The 17,447-nt window shown below is 64.8% G+C and carries 20 protein-coding genes and 1 tRNA gene; 12 read left to right on the forward strand and 9 right to left on the reverse strand.

Annotated elements, in window-relative coordinates; all coding sequences use genetic code 11:
• Nucleotides 1-128 precede the first annotated feature (128 nt).
• A complete protein-coding gene (locus tag CJ028_RS15940; protein WP_105036208.1) occupies nt 129-1,211 on the reverse strand; it encodes a hypothetical protein in 1,083 nt (360 codons plus the stop codon).
• A gap of 133 nt (nt 1,212-1,344) precedes the next feature.
• On the opposite strand from CJ028_RS15940, the gene CJ028_RS15945 reads away from it, so the two are divergent.
• Nucleotides 1,345-2,700: an ATP-dependent DNA helicase gene (locus tag CJ028_RS15945; RefSeq protein ID WP_105036209.1), complete on the forward strand. Its 1,356-nt coding sequence runs from the start codon at nt 1,345-1,347 to the stop codon at nt 2,698-2,700.
• A gap of 51 nt (nt 2,701-2,751) precedes the next feature.
• Here CJ028_RS15945 and CJ028_RS15950 read toward each other — a convergent pair whose 3' ends face one another.
• From CJ028_RS15950 to CJ028_RS15965, 4 genes are all read right to left on the reverse strand, one after another.
• Nucleotides 2,752-3,291: a hypothetical protein gene (locus tag CJ028_RS15950; protein ID WP_105036210.1), complete on the reverse strand. Its 540-nt coding sequence runs from the start codon at nt 3,289-3,291 to the stop codon at nt 2,752-2,754.
• 62 nt (nt 3,292-3,353) lie between these two features.
• The gene (locus CJ028_RS15955; protein WP_105036211.1) at nt 3,354-3,764 is read right to left on the reverse strand and encodes a DUF4383 domain-containing protein; all 411 of its coding nucleotides are present in this window, start codon (nt 3,762-3,764) and stop codon (nt 3,354-3,356) included.
• 191 nt (nt 3,765-3,955) lie between these two features.
• The gene (locus CJ028_RS15960; RefSeq protein WP_105036212.1) at nt 3,956-4,225 is read right to left on the reverse strand and encodes a GlsB/YeaQ/YmgE family stress response membrane protein; all 270 of its coding nucleotides are present in this window, start codon (nt 4,223-4,225) and stop codon (nt 3,956-3,958) included.
• 154 nt (nt 4,226-4,379) lie between these two features.
• On the reverse strand, nt 4,380-4,667 hold the full coding sequence (locus CJ028_RS15965) for a hypothetical protein (protein WP_129590527.1): 288 nt from the start codon (nt 4,665-4,667) through the stop codon (nt 4,380-4,382).
• Between the two features lie 228 nt (nt 4,668-4,895).
• Here CJ028_RS15965 and CJ028_RS15970 point away from each other — a divergent pair, with 228 nt between their 5' ends.
• Complete coding sequence (locus CJ028_RS15970) at nt 4,896-5,372, forward strand: MarR family winged helix-turn-helix transcriptional regulator (protein ID WP_105036214.1); 477 nt, start codon at nt 4,896-4,898, stop codon at nt 5,370-5,372.
• Nucleotides 5,373-5,392: 20 nt separating this feature from the next.
• Here the strand turns inward: CJ028_RS15970 and CJ028_RS15975 are convergent, their stop codons facing one another.
• A complete protein-coding gene (locus CJ028_RS15975) occupies nt 5,393-6,256 on the reverse strand; it encodes a Rossmann-fold NAD(P)-binding domain-containing protein (protein ID WP_105036215.1) in 864 nt (287 codons plus the stop codon).
• 87 nt (nt 6,257-6,343) lie between these two features.
• On the opposite strand from CJ028_RS15975, the gene CJ028_RS15980 reads away from it, so the two are divergent.
• Entirely contained in the window at nt 6,344-6,865 is a 522-nt protein-coding gene (locus CJ028_RS15980; protein WP_105036216.1) for a DinB family protein, read from the forward strand.
• A gap of 175 nt (nt 6,866-7,040) precedes the next feature.
• The gene (locus CJ028_RS15985) at nt 7,041-7,661 is read left to right on the forward strand and encodes a dihydrofolate reductase family protein (protein ID WP_105036217.1); all 621 of its coding nucleotides are present in this window, start codon (nt 7,041-7,043) and stop codon (nt 7,659-7,661) included.
• 74 nt (nt 7,662-7,735) lie between these two features.
• Here CJ028_RS15985 and CJ028_RS15990 read toward each other — a convergent pair.
• Nucleotides 7,736-7,809, reverse strand: a tRNA-Gly gene (locus CJ028_RS15990).
• Between the two features lie 71 nt (nt 7,810-7,880).
• On the opposite strand from CJ028_RS15990, the gene dcd reads away from it, so the two are divergent.
• Nucleotides 7,881-8,462 carry a dCTP deaminase gene (dcd, locus tag CJ028_RS15995; RefSeq protein ID WP_105036218.1) on the forward strand — a complete coding sequence of 194 codons (582 nt, stop codon included), beginning with the start codon at nt 7,881-7,883 and terminating at the stop codon, nt 8,460-8,462.
• 78 nt (nt 8,463-8,540) lie between these two features.
• On the forward strand, nt 8,541-9,062 hold the full coding sequence (locus tag CJ028_RS16000) for a hypothetical protein (RefSeq protein WP_105036219.1): 522 nt from the start codon (nt 8,541-8,543) through the stop codon (nt 9,060-9,062).
• A 35-nt stretch (nt 9,063-9,097) separates the two neighbouring features.
• Here CJ028_RS16000 and CJ028_RS16005 read toward each other — a convergent pair whose 3' ends face one another.
• Together CJ028_RS16005 and CJ028_RS16010 are read right to left on the reverse strand one after the other, a co-directional pair.
• Entirely contained in the window at nt 9,098-9,898 is an 801-nt protein-coding gene (locus CJ028_RS16005) for an isocitrate lyase/PEP mutase family protein (RefSeq protein ID WP_105036220.1), read from the reverse strand.
• A gap of 133 nt (nt 9,899-10,031) precedes the next feature.
• On the reverse strand, nt 10,032-11,078 hold the full coding sequence (locus tag CJ028_RS16010) for a LacI family DNA-binding transcriptional regulator (protein ID WP_105036221.1): 1,047 nt from the start codon (nt 11,076-11,078) through the stop codon (nt 10,032-10,034).
• A gap of 129 nt (nt 11,079-11,207) precedes the next feature.
• Here CJ028_RS16010 and CJ028_RS16015 point away from each other — a divergent pair, with 129 nt between their 5' ends.
• Genes CJ028_RS16015 through CJ028_RS16040 form a run of 6 tightly spaced genes read left to right on the forward strand, consistent with a single transcriptional unit; the run spans nt 11,208 to nt 17,445 of the window.
• A complete protein-coding gene (locus CJ028_RS16015) occupies nt 11,208-12,836 on the forward strand; it encodes an ABC transporter substrate-binding protein (protein WP_105036222.1) in 1,629 nt (542 codons plus the stop codon).
• 35 nt (nt 12,837-12,871) lie between these two features.
• Nucleotides 12,872-13,810 (forward strand): ABC transporter permease, encoded by a 939-nt coding sequence (locus CJ028_RS16020; protein ID WP_240607375.1) that lies wholly within the window; start codon nt 12,872-12,874, stop codon nt 13,808-13,810.
• On the forward strand, nt 13,807-14,694 hold the full coding sequence (locus tag CJ028_RS16025; RefSeq protein ID WP_105036224.1) for an ABC transporter permease: 888 nt from the start codon (nt 13,807-13,809) through the stop codon (nt 14,692-14,694). The genes CJ028_RS16020 and CJ028_RS16025 overlap by 4 nt, the downstream gene beginning before the upstream one ends.
• Entirely contained in the window at nt 14,694-15,497 is an 804-nt protein-coding gene (locus tag CJ028_RS16030) for an ABC transporter ATP-binding protein (protein ID WP_105036225.1), read from the forward strand. Before CJ028_RS16025 ends, CJ028_RS16030 begins: the two co-directional genes overlap by 1 nt.
• Nucleotides 15,494-16,345 (forward strand): ABC transporter ATP-binding protein, encoded by an 852-nt coding sequence (locus tag CJ028_RS16035; protein WP_105036226.1) that lies wholly within the window; start codon nt 15,494-15,496, stop codon nt 16,343-16,345. The genes CJ028_RS16030 and CJ028_RS16035 overlap by 4 nt, the downstream gene beginning before the upstream one ends.
• Nucleotides 16,342-17,445: a C45 family autoproteolytic acyltransferase/hydrolase gene (locus CJ028_RS16040; protein WP_105036227.1), complete on the forward strand. Its 1,104-nt coding sequence runs from the start codon at nt 16,342-16,344 to the stop codon at nt 17,443-17,445. The genes CJ028_RS16035 and CJ028_RS16040 overlap by 4 nt, the downstream gene beginning before the upstream one ends.
• The last annotated feature ends 2 nt before the right edge of the window (nt 17,446-17,447 follow it).

Here is a 17,447-nt window from a genome sequence, read left to right on the forward strand (position 1 = left end):
ACGAGGACCTCCTGGTCTGAAGTGGTTGGCCTTTGACAGCTCCACTACACAACCGGAGGTCCTCACCCACGTTCAATGACTACAGCGTGTCGTCACATTTACTCAACCAACCTGCCTGGGCAGTACACCTAGTGCAGCTGGATTGCGAGGGCGCCGCTGGGCTGCACGATCACGCTGAGCCCCATCGTGAACGGTACGTCTTCGTCGCGGGTGCTGACGTCGCCGTCGAACAGGGACTGCACGTCGACCACGATATGGGCCTGCCCGGGGGTGGCAACCATTTCAAAGGACAGCTCGCCGGCCGTGAGCGCGACGGTGGGGTAGGCAGTGATCGACCAAGCCGGAGTGCTCTCGATCCGATCATCGATGGTGATGCCCCACGGGCAGCTGGTCGGTTGCAGTACCGTTTGGGTGGCGCAGTCGTCGAGGAACTTGTTCAGCTCCGACTGCACCTGGCCCACCATGTCCTCGTTCGGCAAGGCGTTGACCGCGACGGCGGTAGGACCGGCCGCCGTCGCGCGCAGGCTGGCCTTTTCGGCGGTCAGCATGGCCGACTCGTGTTCGAAGGTGTAGCGGTTCGGAGCGAAGGCGAGGTACGCGGCGGATGTGGAGAACGTGGCTGGGGCATCCGCGGCGCTGTGGGCGCGTGTGTCGAGGGTGAGGCCGTTGACCGTGAACGATCGTTCGTGCAAAACCTCGACCTGCAGCACGGCGAGGGGGCTGGTGCTGAAGGCCCAGGCGTTGAAAACGCCGCCGAACGTGCCAGCCCGTTCGACGGTGAACACCATGCTCGACGCGGTGCCGTTCAGATCGAAGTCGAACACCACGGTCTGGGCGGTTCCGTCGTCGGTGGCGGGTGTGTCGGTCGTGCTGGTGAGTTCGATGTTATCGAGGCCATTCAGAACGGATGCCCGCAGCAGCGTCTTCGGCAGATCCTTCGTAGCCTCGTCGGTCAGCCCCCAGGAGGCCAGATCGGCCTGGCTGGGCATGACGCCGCCGAGGGCGAGGGCTCCGACGGTGTCACCGCGGGCCAGGGCATCGAGGTACTGCTCCACAAAGCCGCCGGCGCTGTACACCGTGCGATTGAGGGCGCTGATGGTGCCAGCGAGGCCGGCAGCGAGCAACCCGGCGACCACCACAATGGCGAGAACGGCCCGGAGCATACTGCCGCGGTGCCCGCTCGCCCGATGCTGTTCGGCCGGAATGGTCACTTGAATATTGTACGGGGAGGTGGGTCGGCCAGTCGGCCACGTCCCGTCTCGCGCCCGTGCGGGCTGGGCGGTTACAGTGGGATGTCCCCTGCACTGGTCCCGTGCAGCATTCGAGAGTCAGAGAGAGTGTGCCGTGCCAGAGATTCCGCTCAGCCGTGAACAGGCGCTGGTCTTCGCGGCGATCGAGGGCACCAAGCAGAACGTGTTCGTCACCGGCCGAGCGGGAACGGGCAAGTCCACGCTGCTGAACCACCTGTCATGGAACACCAGTAAGCAGATCGTGATCGCCGCGCCCACCGGCGTCGCCGCGCTGAACGTGGGCGGCCAGACCATTCACTCGCTCTTTCGCCTGCCGATCGGCGTGATCGCTGACAGCCCGATCGACCAGAACGACCAGGTGCGCAAGCTCCTGAACACCATCGACACCCTCGTGATCGACGAGGTCTCGATGGTCAACGCCGATCTCATGGACGCGATCGACCGCAGCCTGCGCCAGGCCAGACAGCGGCCGTTTGACGTGTTCGGCGGGGTGCAGATCGTGCTGTTCGGAGACCCTTACCAGCTCGCCCCGGTGCCAGGCGGCCCCGACGAGCGCGCCTATTTCGCCGACCACTACCGGTCGATGTGGTTCTTCGACGCGAAGGTCTGGCGTGACGCTGAGCTGCGCATCTTCGAGCTCACCGAGATTCACCGCCAGCACGACAATGACTTCAAGCTGATGCTCAACGCTGTGCGGCACGGTCAGGTCACTCCCGAGATCGGTGGTGCCCTCAACGGTGCTGGAGCGCGAACACCGCCGACCGAGGGGGTGATCACCCTCGCGACGCGCAACGACGCTGTGAACCGCATCAACGCATCCGCTTTGAAGAAACTGTCGGGCAAATCGCTCACCGCCAAGGCCGATATCACCGGGGATTTCGGCGGCAAGCAGTTTCCGGCCGACGAGGTGCTCGAGCTCAAGGTGGGTGCGCAGGTCATGTTCCTGCGCAATGATTCACCACTCGACGGTGGGCCGCGCTGGGTGAACGGCAGCATCGGCACGGTAACCAAGGTCACGTCGACGGTGTTCGTCAACATCGACGGTGACGTACACGAGGTCGAGCCGACCGTGTGGGAGAAATACAAGTACACCTATAACGCCGCGACCAAGAAGCTGAGTCGGGATGTCGTGGCTGAATTCACGCAGTTTCCGCTGCGGCTGGCCTGGGCGGTCACCATCCACAAATCGCAGGGCGCGACGTACGAGCGGGCGATCGTCGACCTCGGTGCGCGGGTGTTCAGCCCTGGCCAGACCTATGTGGCCCTGAGCCGGCTGACCAGCCTGGATGGGCTGTACCTCACCCGCCCGTTGCGGCCGAGCGACATCATCGTCGACGAGAACGTGAAGCGATTCATGAACATTGAGGTCGTGCCGCCGGTGGCCGACCTGGCGAGCTTGGATGCGTCAGGGTCAGCCCCCGACGAACCGGAAACCGGGCAACCAGCCTGACTGGTGCCGGCCGGTGAGGGTGCGGCTGATGCACCGAACAGCATGGCGCAACTAGTGGGACGAGTGGCCGCCGCTTGGAGCTCCGTGCGGAACGGCATACAGACCGGCATTCGTTGCAGCCAATGCGGGCGTCGTGAGGCCGGAAACGACCAGCCCGGCCACGACCAGCGCGGTGAGAAAGCGCCAGCCCCCCGGCTGGGCTACCTTCCTGGTCCGCTCGGTTGACGGCGACGTGTTGGCCTTTTTCCGGATGATGACGGCGAGCGAGCCTGCGAGGTAGAGGTTGAACAGTGAGGCGATCACCATCGGGTACATCGGCAGGCCGGTTTCTGCGGCGGAGACGCCCAGGCCGCTGCCCAGGGTGGCCGTTGTCGCAAAGACCAGAACGGGAATCAGGGTTGCGCCGAAGACGACCCGTATCGCGACCGGTCTGGTTTGAGAGAGGGTGACGACCGCCCAGCCGAGTTCAGCGAGACCGAACCCGACCAGGAGGATCGACAGCGGAAGAGGAGCTCCCGCCCCGACGGCGAGGTGGATCAGCGCTGCGCCGAGAGCGGCGAAGCCAAGCCACATGCGGATGACGGGGGTCATGACAGCTCCCTTCAGTGTGACGAAATCGAAGTGATGGAATGACGCTGCTGAGGACAAGCCGACTAGGCGTGAACGGAGTTATGGACGTGCTTATCCGCGGTCAGTCCGACGCCGAGGAGCACGATTGCGCTGGCAAGGTGCAGGAAGTGGTCGGCCGTGTTCAGGGCCAGCACGTTCAGAGCGGTATTCACCAGGAAGAACCCGACAATACCGAGCAGCAGGTAGACGGCACCGATTGTGGTGTTCGTCGCCTTGGCGGCCGAAACGTTCGACAAGCCGGCGATCAACAGTGCAGCACCGATGAGGAGGTGGACGACGTTGGCAAATGGATTGACCATGAACAGGCCGAGGACCAGTCCACCCTCAGTTGCGAGGAAGTCGACTCCACCGGTGACGGCGAAACCAATCAATCCGACGAGGAGATAGACCACGCCGAAGATAGTAGCGATCAGACGATTAGGTGATGTGCGCATTTCAGGTGCCTCCTGTTTGTTTCACGGCTAACCCGTGCTTGCTATGAGTTCGGAGCTCCATCAACTTCGGATTGGTACCAATTGTGCCCCTAATCTCCCCTTTTGGGTGTCGGCGCCTCAACTTTTCGCAATCGTCAACAGCGTGGCACCCAAATCGGGTACCACGCTGTTGAAACGGTCTGGTGGTTGTATTACGACTTGGCGTGGCGGCGGTTCGTGATCGCCCCGTAGATGAGGAGCACGATGAGCGATCCGACGATCGCGAGGATCCACGTCGTCAGGGAGAAGAACTCGCCCAGGTTCACGTTGAACAGGAGCCCGCCCAGCCACCCACCGAGGAAGGCGCCGATTACTCCGAGCAGCAAAGTGATGAACCAGCCTCCGCCCTGCCGGCCGGGCAGGATTGCCTTCGCGATAGCGCCGGCGATGAGACCGAGTAAGAGGAATCCGAGGAAACTCATGAGACTGCCTTTCAGTAGACGTGTGCGAATCGGGCGTGTGCCGTTCGCGTGAACCTACTCATGTGCCTGCTTCTCGTCAATGGCGCAAAATCGACGATTTGACGACAATCCCGAACAGTGGCTGCAGATCAGTGAATTCTCCCTGTGCCAACGCTCAGTCGAGCCAATAGTCGTCATCTATATACGTCGGTCCGACCACCGATGAGCCTGAGCCGGCGTCGGGAAGGTTCTGTTCGGAAATGGTCTCAAGTTTTACTACCGAGCAAGCAGTGATCAGCAGGGACACCTGCGCTTGCACGGAGCTTACGATGTCCACGAAGCCACCGCCACTATGCACGGCGGCGGCGAGGGTCGCCTTCAAATCTGCGACGTTGTAGGAGTCTGACAGGTAATACCAGTCATCGTTGATGGTCAACCGGTAGCTTTGCATTGCCTGATCCATTCCATTGTGGTGAGTTCATGGGCGCACTGGCCCGCGAGCCCCAGGTGGGGGTCACGGACTCACCAGATTGTCAATATACGGCAAGTAGCTCAAATAGTGAACTATTTAAAACGTGAGAAACTTTAGAAATTGATCGCTTCGATACACTGGCGGAATGGAAAGCCCTGATACGGGCAATTACCGGACCCGCAGCGCGGGGAATCAGTAACGACCAGAGGTCAGGAACGCATGGACGACGCAAACAACTTGGTACGCACTCAGGAGTGCCTGTCGATACCGGCACTCGTTTTCCTGCGCGCGATGGACCACAACCGCAGTCACGTCGCGGCCGAAATCGGCGTGTCCAGCAGCGAACTGCGAGCCTTGTCCCGGGTAGCCGAGGCTGGAAGCATCACTCCGAAGTTGCTCGCTGAGTTCCTGGAGATGACGACGGGCGCTGTAACGGCCATTTCCAATCATCTCGTGGCTCTAAATATGCTTACCCGCGTGCCGCACCCGCACGACCGACGTAGCCTCCTGCTGGAACTCACCTCGGCGGGGCAAGAAACTGCGGCGAGACTCCAAAACGAATTTCAAGTGCTGTTCGCTCATGCCGCCCGCAACGTGACGCCGGAGGACCAGACGCGGCTCGGGTCGTTGTTAACCTCGATGGCAGTCATCATCGCATCGGACTCCAAGGCCAGCCACGCCGCGCCAACAACGTAGGTATGGCGGCAGGAGCGGGCCTAGGAGTGGCGCGTCCCTCGCCCGGAGAGAAGAGCGCGGTAGCCCTCTCGGTACGTTGGATAGCTGAAGGTGAAACCGGTGTCGCGCAGCAGCTGGTTGCTCAGGAGCTTGTCGCCGCCGCGCTTGCTTTCGCGAGCCGGGCTCGGTTCCTTTGACTCATTGAGGGTTGGCTCTGGCAGACCGAGCTCGGCCGCGAGAAAGGTCAGCACCTCGTTCGCCGGCACCGGCGCGTTGTCGACGCCGAGATAGAGCGGCGCTGGCTGATCAGTGCGCAGCAGCAGGTGAACGATCGCGGCGGCTGCGTCGTCCCGATGTATGCGGTTGGTGTGGCGCGACTCGGCGGAAAGTGCGACACCGTCTTGTACCTGCCTGATGAGTCGCTCCCGGCCGGGGCCGTAGATGCCGGCCAGGCGCAGCACTGTGGCGGCGGGGAGACGGGAGTGGAGCATCCGTTCGGCATCGAGCACGATCGAATCGGTGCCCGGCTGCGGGTTCGCCGGGGTCTGCTCGTCGACCCGGCTGCCGTCGTTGACGTCAAAGACCGCCGTCGATGACACCAGCAGCACGCGTTGCGGAGTGACGTGGGCATCATCGATCGCGTCGAGCAGGTTGCGCAGGCCGTCGAGGTAGGCGGCGCGGTAGGCGTCGACAGTGGTGCTGCCGGCGGAGATGGCGACGACCACGAACTCGGTGTCGGCCGGAATGACGGGTTTCGCCAGGCTCAGGTCGACGGATTGGCCGGAGATTTCTGCCGGGAGCAGCCGCGCATTGCGCCGCAGCCCCACCACCTGGTGCCCGAGCCGTGCGAACCGTAAGCCCACCTCGGTGCCGAGGTCGCCGCAGCCAGCAATGAGTAACGTCATCTGTCTCCCTGTGTTGTTTCCACGGTATCGGGCAGACCTTGACAGTTCGCCCGGAGCGCCACGCCGCCTGGTCGCTAGCATGAAGGCATGCCTATTGTTCCTGACACGTCTGACTGGACCTGGGTGCTCGAACGCCCCTGCCCGGCTTGTGGATTTCGGGCGAGCGAGGTCGTGTTCGGCGACTTGCCGGGCCTGATCCGCCAGAACGCCGCTGCCTGGCCTGCGGTCCTCGACCGTGCGGATGCTGCGCTGCGCCCGGATGATCACACCTGGTCGCCCCTCGAATATGCGGCCCACGTTCGTGATGTCTGTCGGCTGTTCGCCGAGAGACTGCACCGCATCCTCGACGAAGAGGACCCGCTGCTGGATAACTGGGATCAGGACGCCACGGCGATATTCGAGCGCTACGACCTGCAGGTACCGCGCACCGTCGCGGGCGAACTGACGGCAGCCGCGTCCGGCGTCGCCGACGCCTTCGCCGCGGTGCCAGCGGATGCCAGCCATCGCACCGCGCGCCGCAGCGACGGGCCGTCGTTCACGGTGGAGACCTTCGGGGCCTACTTTCTGCACGACATCGTGCACCACCGCCACGACGTGGGTGCCGCCTAAGAGGCGCCTGAGCCTCGACCGCGGATGAGCGCGCCCCATCCGGGTGCGCGCTCAGACGGTTACCGTCGCGGCCACGCACATCAGGCGCGCTCACGGCGACGCGGCTCGCTGTGGCACCTTGACAGCGCGAACGTGACCGGCCAGCATGTCGGCACGTCGTTGAAAGGAGACAGTCATGTCCGGCCGCATCCACATCGACCTGTTCACCACGCTCGACGGAGTCGCGCAGGCTCCCGGCGGCCCCGACGAAGACCCCGACGGTGGCTTCGCGTTCGGCGGCTGGCAGGCGCCCCTGTTCGACGAGACCGACGGCGCTCAGATCGGCGCGGGGATTGAGGCGATGGATGCTTTGCTGCTGGGACGGCGCACGTATGACATCTTCGCCTCGTACTGGCCACATCAAGTCGACGGGCCGTCCTCCGGCATTGCGCGCAAGTTCAACGCGATCCCCAAGTACGTCGTGTCGCGCGGTGCGCCAAGTCTCGAATGGCGTGACGCCCATCTTCTCGGCGGTGATCTCGCTGCGGAACTGGCAGTACTTCGCGAGCGGCACGACGAGATCCACGTGATCGGCAGCATCGACTTCGCCCGTACTCTCGTCGCCCAGGGCCTGTTCGACCAGTTGAACCTGTGGGTGTACCCGATCGTGCTCGGGGCTGGCAAGCGACTGTTCACCGCCGATGGCCCGCCCGCATCCCTGGAACTGATCGCCGCCGAGCCCGCGTCAAAGAAGGGCGTGGTTCTGCTGCGCTACGCGTGGAAGGGGTTGATGCCGGAGACGGGAGACATGAGCTGACTAGACAACTTTGTGGGGTGTGCGCCGGGCCACACCACACAAAGTCGTCCAGTGAGAACGCGAGTGGGCTTGAGTGGAGCGGATGACGGGAATCGAACCCGCGCTATCAGCTTGGGAAGCTGAAGTTCTACCATTGAACTACATCCGCGCGCCCGACCATGGATGAACAACAATCGGAACCGTGCCAGCATATCAACCTCGCGCGGCTAGGCTGGCACCGTGCTGCTCTCCGATCGCGATATCAAGGCCGAACTCGACGCTGGACGAATCGGTTTGGAGCCGCTCGACCCGGCGATGATCCAACCCTCGAGCATCGATGTGCGCCTCGACCGCTTGTTTCGGCTGTTCGACAACCACAAGTACGCCTACATCGATCCGGCCGAAGACCAGCCCGAACTGACCCACCTCATCGAGACCAAGCCCGACGAGCCGTTCATTCTGCACCCGGGCGAGTTCGTGCTCGGTGCCACCTACGAGCAGGTCACCCTGCCCGACAATGTTGCTGCCAGGCTCGAGGGCAAGAGCTCACTCGGCCGTCTCGGTCTGCTCACGCACTCGACGGCCGGCTTCATCGACCCTGGGTTCTCCGGCCATGTCACGCTCGAACTCAGCAACGTCGCGACCCTGCCGATCAAGCTGTGGCCCGGAATGAAGATCGGCCAGCTGTGCTTCTTTCAGCTCAGCTCCCCGGCCGAGAAGCCGTACGGCTCGAGCGAGTACGGCTCCCGTTACCAGGGCCAGCGCGGCCCGACGGCCTCCAGATCGTTCCAAAACTTTCACCGCACCACCATCGACCGCTGAGCCGGCGGTAAGCGGATGCCAGCGGGCCGAGCAAACGCAGTACGTCGAACGTAACCTCGGGTCGGGTAAAATCTGGCTATGACCTCTATGCCCACCCGATTCGACGAGGCGCTCATCGCGCACGGCCCGACGCCGGAGTATCCAGGGCGCATGCACCGCTTCGGCCAGATGGTCGGCTCCTGGGCCGCTAAGGGCACCCGCCTCGACGAAACCACGGGCGAGTGGATCGAACGCGACTTCGTGTGGATGGTCGAGTTCATTCTCGACGGCCGGGCCGTGCAAGACATCGAGGTGGTCGCGAGCACAACGCATCCGTCTGGGTTTGAAACCGTCGCCACCACCGTGCGTGTCTACGACCCGTTCGCCGGAGCCTGGCGCGTGAGCTATTTCGCCCCGGCACTGGGCGAATACTGCCAGCTCGTTGCCACGCCTTACCGGCACGGCGTGCGTCAGGAGGGTACCCGCACCGACGGTCGCCCCATCCGCTGGAACTTCACCGCCATCACCCCAGACAGTTACAACTGGGAGTACTGGGTCTCGGCCGACGAGGGTGCGACCTGGCAACTGATCGAGCACACCGAAGCCACCCGCATCCGCTAAGAAACGGATGCTGACGGCCGCGTTGTTCAGGCGGCCTACAGTGCGAACTTGAAGCCGAGATCGGCGGGGTAGTCGCCGAGAGCGGTGAGGTTCGTGGCTGCGGCTTGCAGGGCTGCAAGGGTCAGAGCGAGGGTGCCAGGGCCGAAGCTGACTCGGCTGATGCCGAGTTCGGCGAGTCGCCCCAGTGGAACGAGTCCGGGCGCGCCGATCACGGAAATTTTGCCGTTGACCTGCTCGATCGCGCGCGACACCTTGTCTTCGTCGGTGAGGCCGAGGAAGAAGATAACGTCGGCTCCGGCTCCGAGATAGGCGTTGGCGCGGGCGACGGCCTCGTCCCAGTCCCCGCCGCCGGCCAGGGTATCGACGCGCGCGTTGATGACGAGCGGAATGCCGCTCTGGTCGGCACCCGCTCTGGCGGCTGCCACGCGAGCGGCGGCCGTCTCGATGTCGAATTGCGGGGCCTTCTCGGCGCCGACCGAGTCTTCGATGTTGATACCGACGATGCCGGATTCCTCGATCAGGCGACGTACATTGCGCGTCACGCCCGCGGCATCCGGGGCGTAGCCCTTTTCGAAGTCGGCCGAGACCGGCAGATCGACGGCACCAGCGATGATCGTGGCAGCAATGATGGCCTCGTCGAGCGAGAGGCCTTCGCCGTCTGGCAGGCCGCGCACGTTCGAGATGGAGTGGCTCGCGGTGGCGAGGGCCTTGACGCCGGGGGCATCGGCCACGATCTTGGCCGTGATGGCATCCCATACGTTGGTCACGATGAGGGGCTCGCCGGGCACGTGCAGCGAGAGCAAAAGTTCGGCCTTCTGGAGCTGGGTAAGTGTCATGCGTTTCAGTCTGACTGGCTGCTGGCCTTCAAGCGAGGGAATAGCCTCATTTCAGCGGATGCTCAGGCAAACGCTTGCCCGCGCCCAGCTGGGCGCAGACCGCGCTGCGCGCTGCGGGCGCCGCGCGGCGCGGCTACCCGACCGCCACGCGGTTCGTCGATTGCCGCGGCCGGAGCACGTTTTCGATAACCGGCGGGCTGCTCTCGATATCGCCCTCGATGCGCCGCACCAGAAAGCTGACCGCGGCCTTTGCAGTGATCTCGGGCGCGAGGTCGATTGAGGTGATCGGCGGAGTGCTGTTGCGGGTCTGCTCGGAATCCGAACCCGCCACGATCATGACGTCGGCGGGCACCTCGTAGCCCGCCAGCTGGAATCGGCGCTGCAGACCGGCCGCGTGCCGGCCGGTCAGGCAATACACGGCGTCGGGCACGGCCTGCTGCTTGGCAGCAGTGAGCATCCGTTCGGCGATGGCTTCGCCGCCGGGCTCGCCGGCGGTTTCGTCTTGCTGAAAGACCATGGCGGTCTGGCCGCGTTCGGCGGCCCACACCCGGTAGCTCTGCTCGCTGTCGGCATTCCAGGCGTTCGTGTCGGTTCCGATGACGAGGGCGACGCGCCTGGCTCCGCGGTCGGTGAGATGGTTGAGCACCGCGCGGGTGTCACCGTCCGTGCCGAGACCGAGCCAGTCGGTGAAGTCGGCGCGGTCCACGTCGCGCCCCACGGTGACCAGTGGAATGCCGTTGCGTTGCAGTAACTCGATCACCGGGTCGTGGCCCAGTGGGTCGGAGATAATGAAGCCGTCGACGGCCAGGGCGATGCCTGGCACGTTCTTCGTGGTGGGGTCGCGCACCAGCATCAGTCCGAAACCGCGATCAAGGGCTTCGACCGCGGCGGCCCCGGCGAACCGCACGAAATAGTCCACCCCGACCGGCTGGTAGGAGTCGAGCGTATCGAGCGGTCGGATGACGAGGCCGAGCACGCCGAGCCGGTTGCTTCGTAACCCCCGGGCGATGGCATCCGCGCTGTAACCGAGGCGCTCGGCGGTGTCGAGAACGCGCTGGCGGGTCGCCGCGGCCACGACTCCTTTGCCGTTGAGAGAGTGCGACACCGTCGTGATCGACACCCCGGCCTCGCGCGCCACATCGTGGATGGTGACGCGTCTGCGTTCCGGGGTGAAGTTCATACCTGCACGTTACCGTCATATTTCCATGACCAAAACGTTTTGGAAAAAGCTGGACCAAAACGTTTTGGTCGATTAGGTTCTCATAAAAGCCCTTGCACGTCACAGTTGATGATTACTAGGAGCACAATGATGAAGAAGAAAATAGTCGCCATCTTCGGCGTGTTGGCCGTCGCTCTCAGCGGCTGCGCCGCGGGAAACCCCGACGGAGCAGCGCCCAGCCTCAGCACCGACGATCTGGCGGTGATCACGCCAGCCGGTGGGGAACTCGACCTGGCGACGTGGAATCTGCCCTTCGGCGAGCCAGCCTCGCTCGACCCGATCAAGGCATACAACTACGCGGAGAACACGGTCGTGGCCAACCTGTGCGAGGGCCTCATGCAACTGCAGCCGGATTACAGCATCACGCCTAACTTGGCCGAAAACGTCGAGAGCCCGGATGCCTCCACCTGGGTGTACACGATTCGTCAGGGCGTCGAATTCTGGAACGGTGAGACCATGACGGCCGATGACGTCGCCTACAGCCTCGGACGCCAGCTCGACCCGAACGAGGGCAGCTACTGGGCCGGCGGGGTCGTCGACAACATCGCCTCGATTGAGAAAACCGGCGACTGGGAAGTTACGGTCACGCTCAACGAGCCCGACGCCACTTTCAACTCCTACCTCGCCACCCCCATCGGCAATGTCGTCTCCCAGACGCACCGCGTGGCCACCGGCGACAGCTACGGAACCCCGACCGGCGGGGTCATGTGCACCGGACCGTACTCGGTCGGCACCTGGAACCAGGGCCAGAGCATCTCCCTCGAGCGCAACGACAACTACTGGAAGACCGAAAAAATCGCCAAGACCAAGCAGATCGACATCAGCTTCATCGTCGACTCCGCCGCCATCTCGAACGCCCTCACCACCGGGGCAATCGACGGCTCTTACGACGTGCCGCTCGGCTCGATCGGCGCTCTCGAATCCGCCACTGACGGCAGCCTGATCCTCGGCCGTTCACTGCAGGTCGTGGCCATCATCGGCACCGGCAACGGTGCCTTTGCCGACCCCGCCGTGCGCAAGGCGCTCATGCTGGCCACCGACCGGGAGGCGATCGCCGCGACCGTCTTCGAGGGCACCGCCGAGGCATCCGCTTCTCTGGTCCCGAACAACTCCTGGTCGTACGGCAGCGATGTCTACGAAGCGGGCCGGGCCGACCTGGCCCAGGCCGCCGTCGACATCGAAGCGGCGAAAGAAGCTCTGAAAGACGCCACGACAGACCTGACCCAGCCGATCTCCATCGTCTACCCGGCCGAGCGCACCTACTACGCCGATATCATCTCGGAGATCTCCAACGGCGCCACGGCCATCGGCCTCACGGTCGAACCGGAGGGCGTGCCCAGCGCACAGTTCGGTGCGTTCTTCTCTGACCCGGAGGCCCGGGCCGGCCACGACGCCTTCGTCACGGCAAACTACCTCGACATTCCAGACCCGCTGGCGTTTCTGCGCACCATTCTCGGCAGCACCGGTGGCCAGAACTACAACGGCTACAGCAATGCCGAGATGGATGGCCTCCTGGCCGATGCGGGCGCTGCGAGTGACGACGACGACCGCGCCACGATCGTGAACGAGATCCAGGGCATGGCTATGGCCGAACTCCCGTGGATTCCGATCGTCGACCCGTCGGTGCGCCTGTTCCTCAATGACCGGGTTACGGGTGTGCCGGCGTCGTTCGTCTACCTGTACTACCCGTGGGCGGCTGACCTCGGCGCTGCCGAGTAACCACCATTCACCACCTGGAAAGGGTCGTTCCCGTGATGTTTGTCATACGCAGGCTCCTGGCGCTCGCCGGGGTGCTCATCGTGTCGAGTTTTCTGGTCTTCGCCGCGATGTACGCCGCTCCCGGCAGCCCGGAGAACTTTCTGGTGCAGGGCCGCACGGTCTCACCGGACGTTCTCGCGGCCATTCGGGAACAATATTCACTGGACGACCCCTTCCTGGTTCGATTCTGGAACTGGATCACCAATGTGCTGCACGGAGATTTCGGCCAATCCCTGAGCAATCGGCAAGACGTGGGGGAGCTCTTGGCCAACCGCCTGCCCACCACTCTCATGCTCGTCTCACTCGCCGCAGTGATCATCGTGATTCTCGGCATCGGCCTGGGCATCATCGCCGGCACGCGCGACGGCGTGGTGGACAAGATCATCATTCTCGGCTCGAATCTCGGCTTCGCCATACCGACCTTTTTCGCCGCGCTCATCCTGATGAGTGTGTTCAGCGTGGGTCTCGGCTGGTTTCCGGTGTTCGGCAGCGGCGACGGCTTTCTCGATCGCATCTGGCACCTCACCCTGCCGGCCTTCGCTCTCGCATTGCCGTCGGCGGCGGTTGTGGCCCGCATCACTCGCACCGCCATTCGCGAAGAACGCGACAGCGAACACTCCGCGATGGCCCGGGCACGCGGCGTGCCCGGCGGGCTCGTGCTGCGCCGCCACGTCATTCGCAACTCCATGCTGCCGGTCAGTACCATCGTCGGTGTACACGTGGCCGGCCTCATCGCCGGATCGTTCGTGGTGGAGTACGCCTTCACCCTCGACGGCCTCGGCACCCTGTTGGTCGGCGCCGTGCAGCGCAAAGACTTCGCCGTCGTGCAGGCGATCGCCATCATTCTGGTGGCTGCCTTCGGCATCATCAACCTGCTGGTCGACCTGTTCTACGCCAGTATCGACCCACGAGTGAGATTGGGGCTCGGCGCATGAGTACACAGATTCTGCCCACGCACACCCGGCCGGCTGCTCCACCGTTGGCCCGCTTCCTGGTGGCGCTTTACGAGCGGATGGGCGTGCTCGGCCTGATCGCGATCGGCATCGTGCTCCTGGTGGTGCTCGGTGCGGTGCTGGCCCCGGGCATTGCACCGTACGACCCGACGGTCGGCTCGGTCACGCAGCGCTACACCGGAATGACCGCCGAGCACCTGCTCGGCACCGACCAGGCTGGCCGGGACATTTTCTCCCGTCTGCTCTGGGGTGCCAGGTCAAGCTTGGCCGGACCGCTCATCGTCGTGGGGGTGACGGCCGTGTTCGGCAACCTCATCGCGCTGGTCAGCGTGTGGTGGGGCGGGCTGGTCGACTCCCTGCTCAGCCGGGTACTCGACCTGCTCTTCGCTTTTCCCAACCTGCTGCTCGCCGTGCTCGCCATCGCCGTGTTCGGGCCAAGCCTGACGACAGCAGCCCTCGCCCTGTCAATCGCTTACATTCCGTACACAGCACGGGTGATTCGCAGCACGGCGCTGCGGGAACGCAACCTGCCCTACGTGCAGTCCCCGCAACTGCAGGGCATCTCCGGTGCCGTCATCACGGTGCGGCACCTGCTGCCCAACATCGCGCCACTGATCGTGACCGGCGCCACCATCAACTTCGGCTTCGCCATGATCGAACTCGCCGCGCTCTCCTTCCTCGGCCTCGGCGTACAACCGCCCGCCGCAGACTGGGGCCTGATGGTCAGCAACGGACAGCAATCCCTTCTCAAGGGCTACCCCGCAGAAAGTCTGCTGGCCGGGCTGTGCATCGTGTTGACCGTCGCCTCGCTCGGCTACATCGGCGAGAAACTCGGCGGCCGTGCCGCTGCGGGAAGGAAGGCCTGATGCTGTCGATTACCGATCTCTCGCTCACTCTGGCCGGCAAACACGCTGACCTCGCTATTCTGCGCTCAGTCACCCTCGCGGTCGCGACCGGCGAGGCGGTGGGCCTGGTCGGCGAGTCGGGCAGCGGCAAGTCGATGACCCTGCGCTCGATCCTGCACATGGCCCCCGTGAACGCCACCGTCACCGGGCAGATCCTGCTCGACGGGCTCGACGTGCTCAGCCTGCGCGGCGAAGACCTGCGACGGATGCGTTCCCGCGACGTGTCGATGATCGCCCAGAACCCGCACGCGGTCCTGAACCCCGTACTGCCGGTCGAACGGTACCTCGTGGAGGGTATGCACGACGCTCAGGGGCTGGCGACCCGCCTGGCCCGGGTGCGCGCGGGCGAACTGCTCGAACAGGTCGGCATCGACGAGGTGGACCGGGTGCTGCGCTCTTACCCGCACCAGCTGTCGGGCGGCATGCTGCAGCGCGTCGTGATCGCCGGTGCCATCGCCGGCAAACCGCGGCTGTTGCTCGCCGACGAGCCGACGACGGCACTCGACGTGACCACGCAGGCCGAGGTCTGCGCCATTCTCGACGAGTGTCGCCGCGAGCTCGGCATGGCCATGCTCTTCGTGACCCACGACCTCGACCTCGCGGCCGCGGTCTGTGATCGCATCAACGTGATGAAAGACGGCGAAATAGTGGAAACCGGCGTACCCGAACAGTTGCGCGACGACCCGCAGCATCCGTACACCCGCGCACTGATGGCTTCCCGGCCGGCGGGCATCGGCTGGACCCGACGCGGAGGCACGGTATGAACGCGGCAGAAGTAGCGGCAGGCACAGCACCGGTCATTGTCGTCGACAACCTGACCCGCACCTTTCACACCGGTCACGGCCGCACGGTCACCGCACTCGACCGGATCTCGCTCACGGTTGAGGCCGGCACCTGTCTCGCCGTGGTCGGCGAATCGGGTTCGGGCAAAACGACACTCGCTCGCATCATCGTGGGCCTCGAGCGAGCGGACGCCGGCACGGTCACCCTGGCCGGGCGCGCGGTGGCACCGAAGGCCCGCCGTCGCGAATTGCGGCGTCGGGCCCGGCAGATTCAGATGGTGTTTCAAGATCCGCAGAGTTCGCTCAACCGGCGCTTGCCGGTGAGTGCGGCGGTCGACGAGGTACTGCGGGCACATTCCGGACTCGGCGCTCGGGCACGGCGTGAGCGGTGTGCGGCCCTGTTCGAGCAGGTGGGGCTTGAGCCCCGACACCTCGCCGCACGCCCGGACGAGCTGTCCGGCGGGCAGCGGCAGCGCGTGGCCATCGCCAGGGCGCTCGCCGCCGACCCGGCCGTGATCGTGCTCGACGAATCCGTTGCGGCCCTCGACGTCACCGTGCAGGCGCAGATCTTGCAGCTGCTCGCGGAGTTGCGTGCCGAAAAGGGGCTCACCTACCTCTTCATCACCCACGATCTCTCGGTGGTGCAGCAGATCGCCGATCACGTCGTCGTTATGCGGCGCGGGGTGATCGTGGAGCGCGGAACGACGGCCGCGGTCCTGGGCGACCCACAGCATCCGTATACGCAGCTTCTGCTGGAGTGCGCGCCCCGGCCCGGCTGGAAACCCCAGCGCGGCGTGATTCGCGCCCTGCGCGACGAGATCGCCTCATGATCGTGCAGGGCCTCGGTCGCCCGCTCGCCCCGCAGCTGATCAGCATCGATTCAGCGGATGGCTACGAGCGCGGCCGGCAGCGCGGCAAGCGGCTCGGGGATGCCCTCGACACCGGCATCGGCATATACCTGTATCTGTTCACCGTGGCCGGGATCGACCTGCGCGTGGTGCAGGCCAATGCCGAGAGCGCGTTGATCGCGACCGAAGCCTGGAGCCCGACCCTCGCCGCGGAACTGCGCGGCACTGCCGACGCGAGCGGGCAGGAGCTGTGGAAGATCGCAGCGCTCAATGCTCGCACCGAGATTCTGTCGGGCGCGAACGGTTCGACCGGTACGAAGCCGGGCGAATGCTCGACCATCGTGAGCACCAAGTCCAGTCCGGTGGGCGCGCAAACCTGGGATTGGCACGACGAACTCGCCGGCTGCTGGCACCTGCAACACGTGCACGGCACACCGCACGGCTACGTCGGGTTGACCGAGCACGGAATCCTCAGCAAGATCGGAATCAACGATGCCGGCGTGGGCATAATGCTCAACATTCTCGGCCATCGCGCCGATCGCGCCGACGGTGTGCCGGTGCACCTGGTGGGCGCGCGAGTGCTCGCCGAGGCGGGCACGCTCGACGAGGCCCTGCAGATTCTGCAGTCCGCACCGGTCAGCACCTCGAGCGCCATCACGGTGCTCACACCGGATGCCGCGGTGACGGTCGAGCTCAACCCCACCGGCTCGAGAGTGGTTCAGCCGAGCCAGGGCGTGCTGCTGCACACCAATCACTTTCTCGATCCGCAGCTCGCTCGCGGGGAGAAGCCGGGACTCTACGATCCGGACTCGCAGCTGCGGCACGGTCTGCTCGTCGAACGGGCGGCGGCCGGTGCCCTGCCGACCGTAGCGTCGGAGCTCGTGCCCTACCTGGTCTCGCGGCCCGGCGACGTCGCCGACCTGTGCTGCATTCCAGCGCCCGGCGCGACGCTCGGCGACCGGTGGGCCACCCTGGCCACGGTCACCCTCGATGCGTTCGCGCGCACCATGACGGTATCGGCCGGGTCGCCCCTGGCCGCCGTTACCGAGAATGCGCCCGTGACGACCCTGGTCGCGCGGTAGCG

It is taken from the genome of Cryobacterium aureum (genome assembly GCF_002954245.1).
In the GTDB taxonomy this organism is placed as follows: domain Bacteria; phylum Actinomycetota; class Actinomycetes; order Actinomycetales; family Microbacteriaceae; genus Cryobacterium; species Cryobacterium aureum.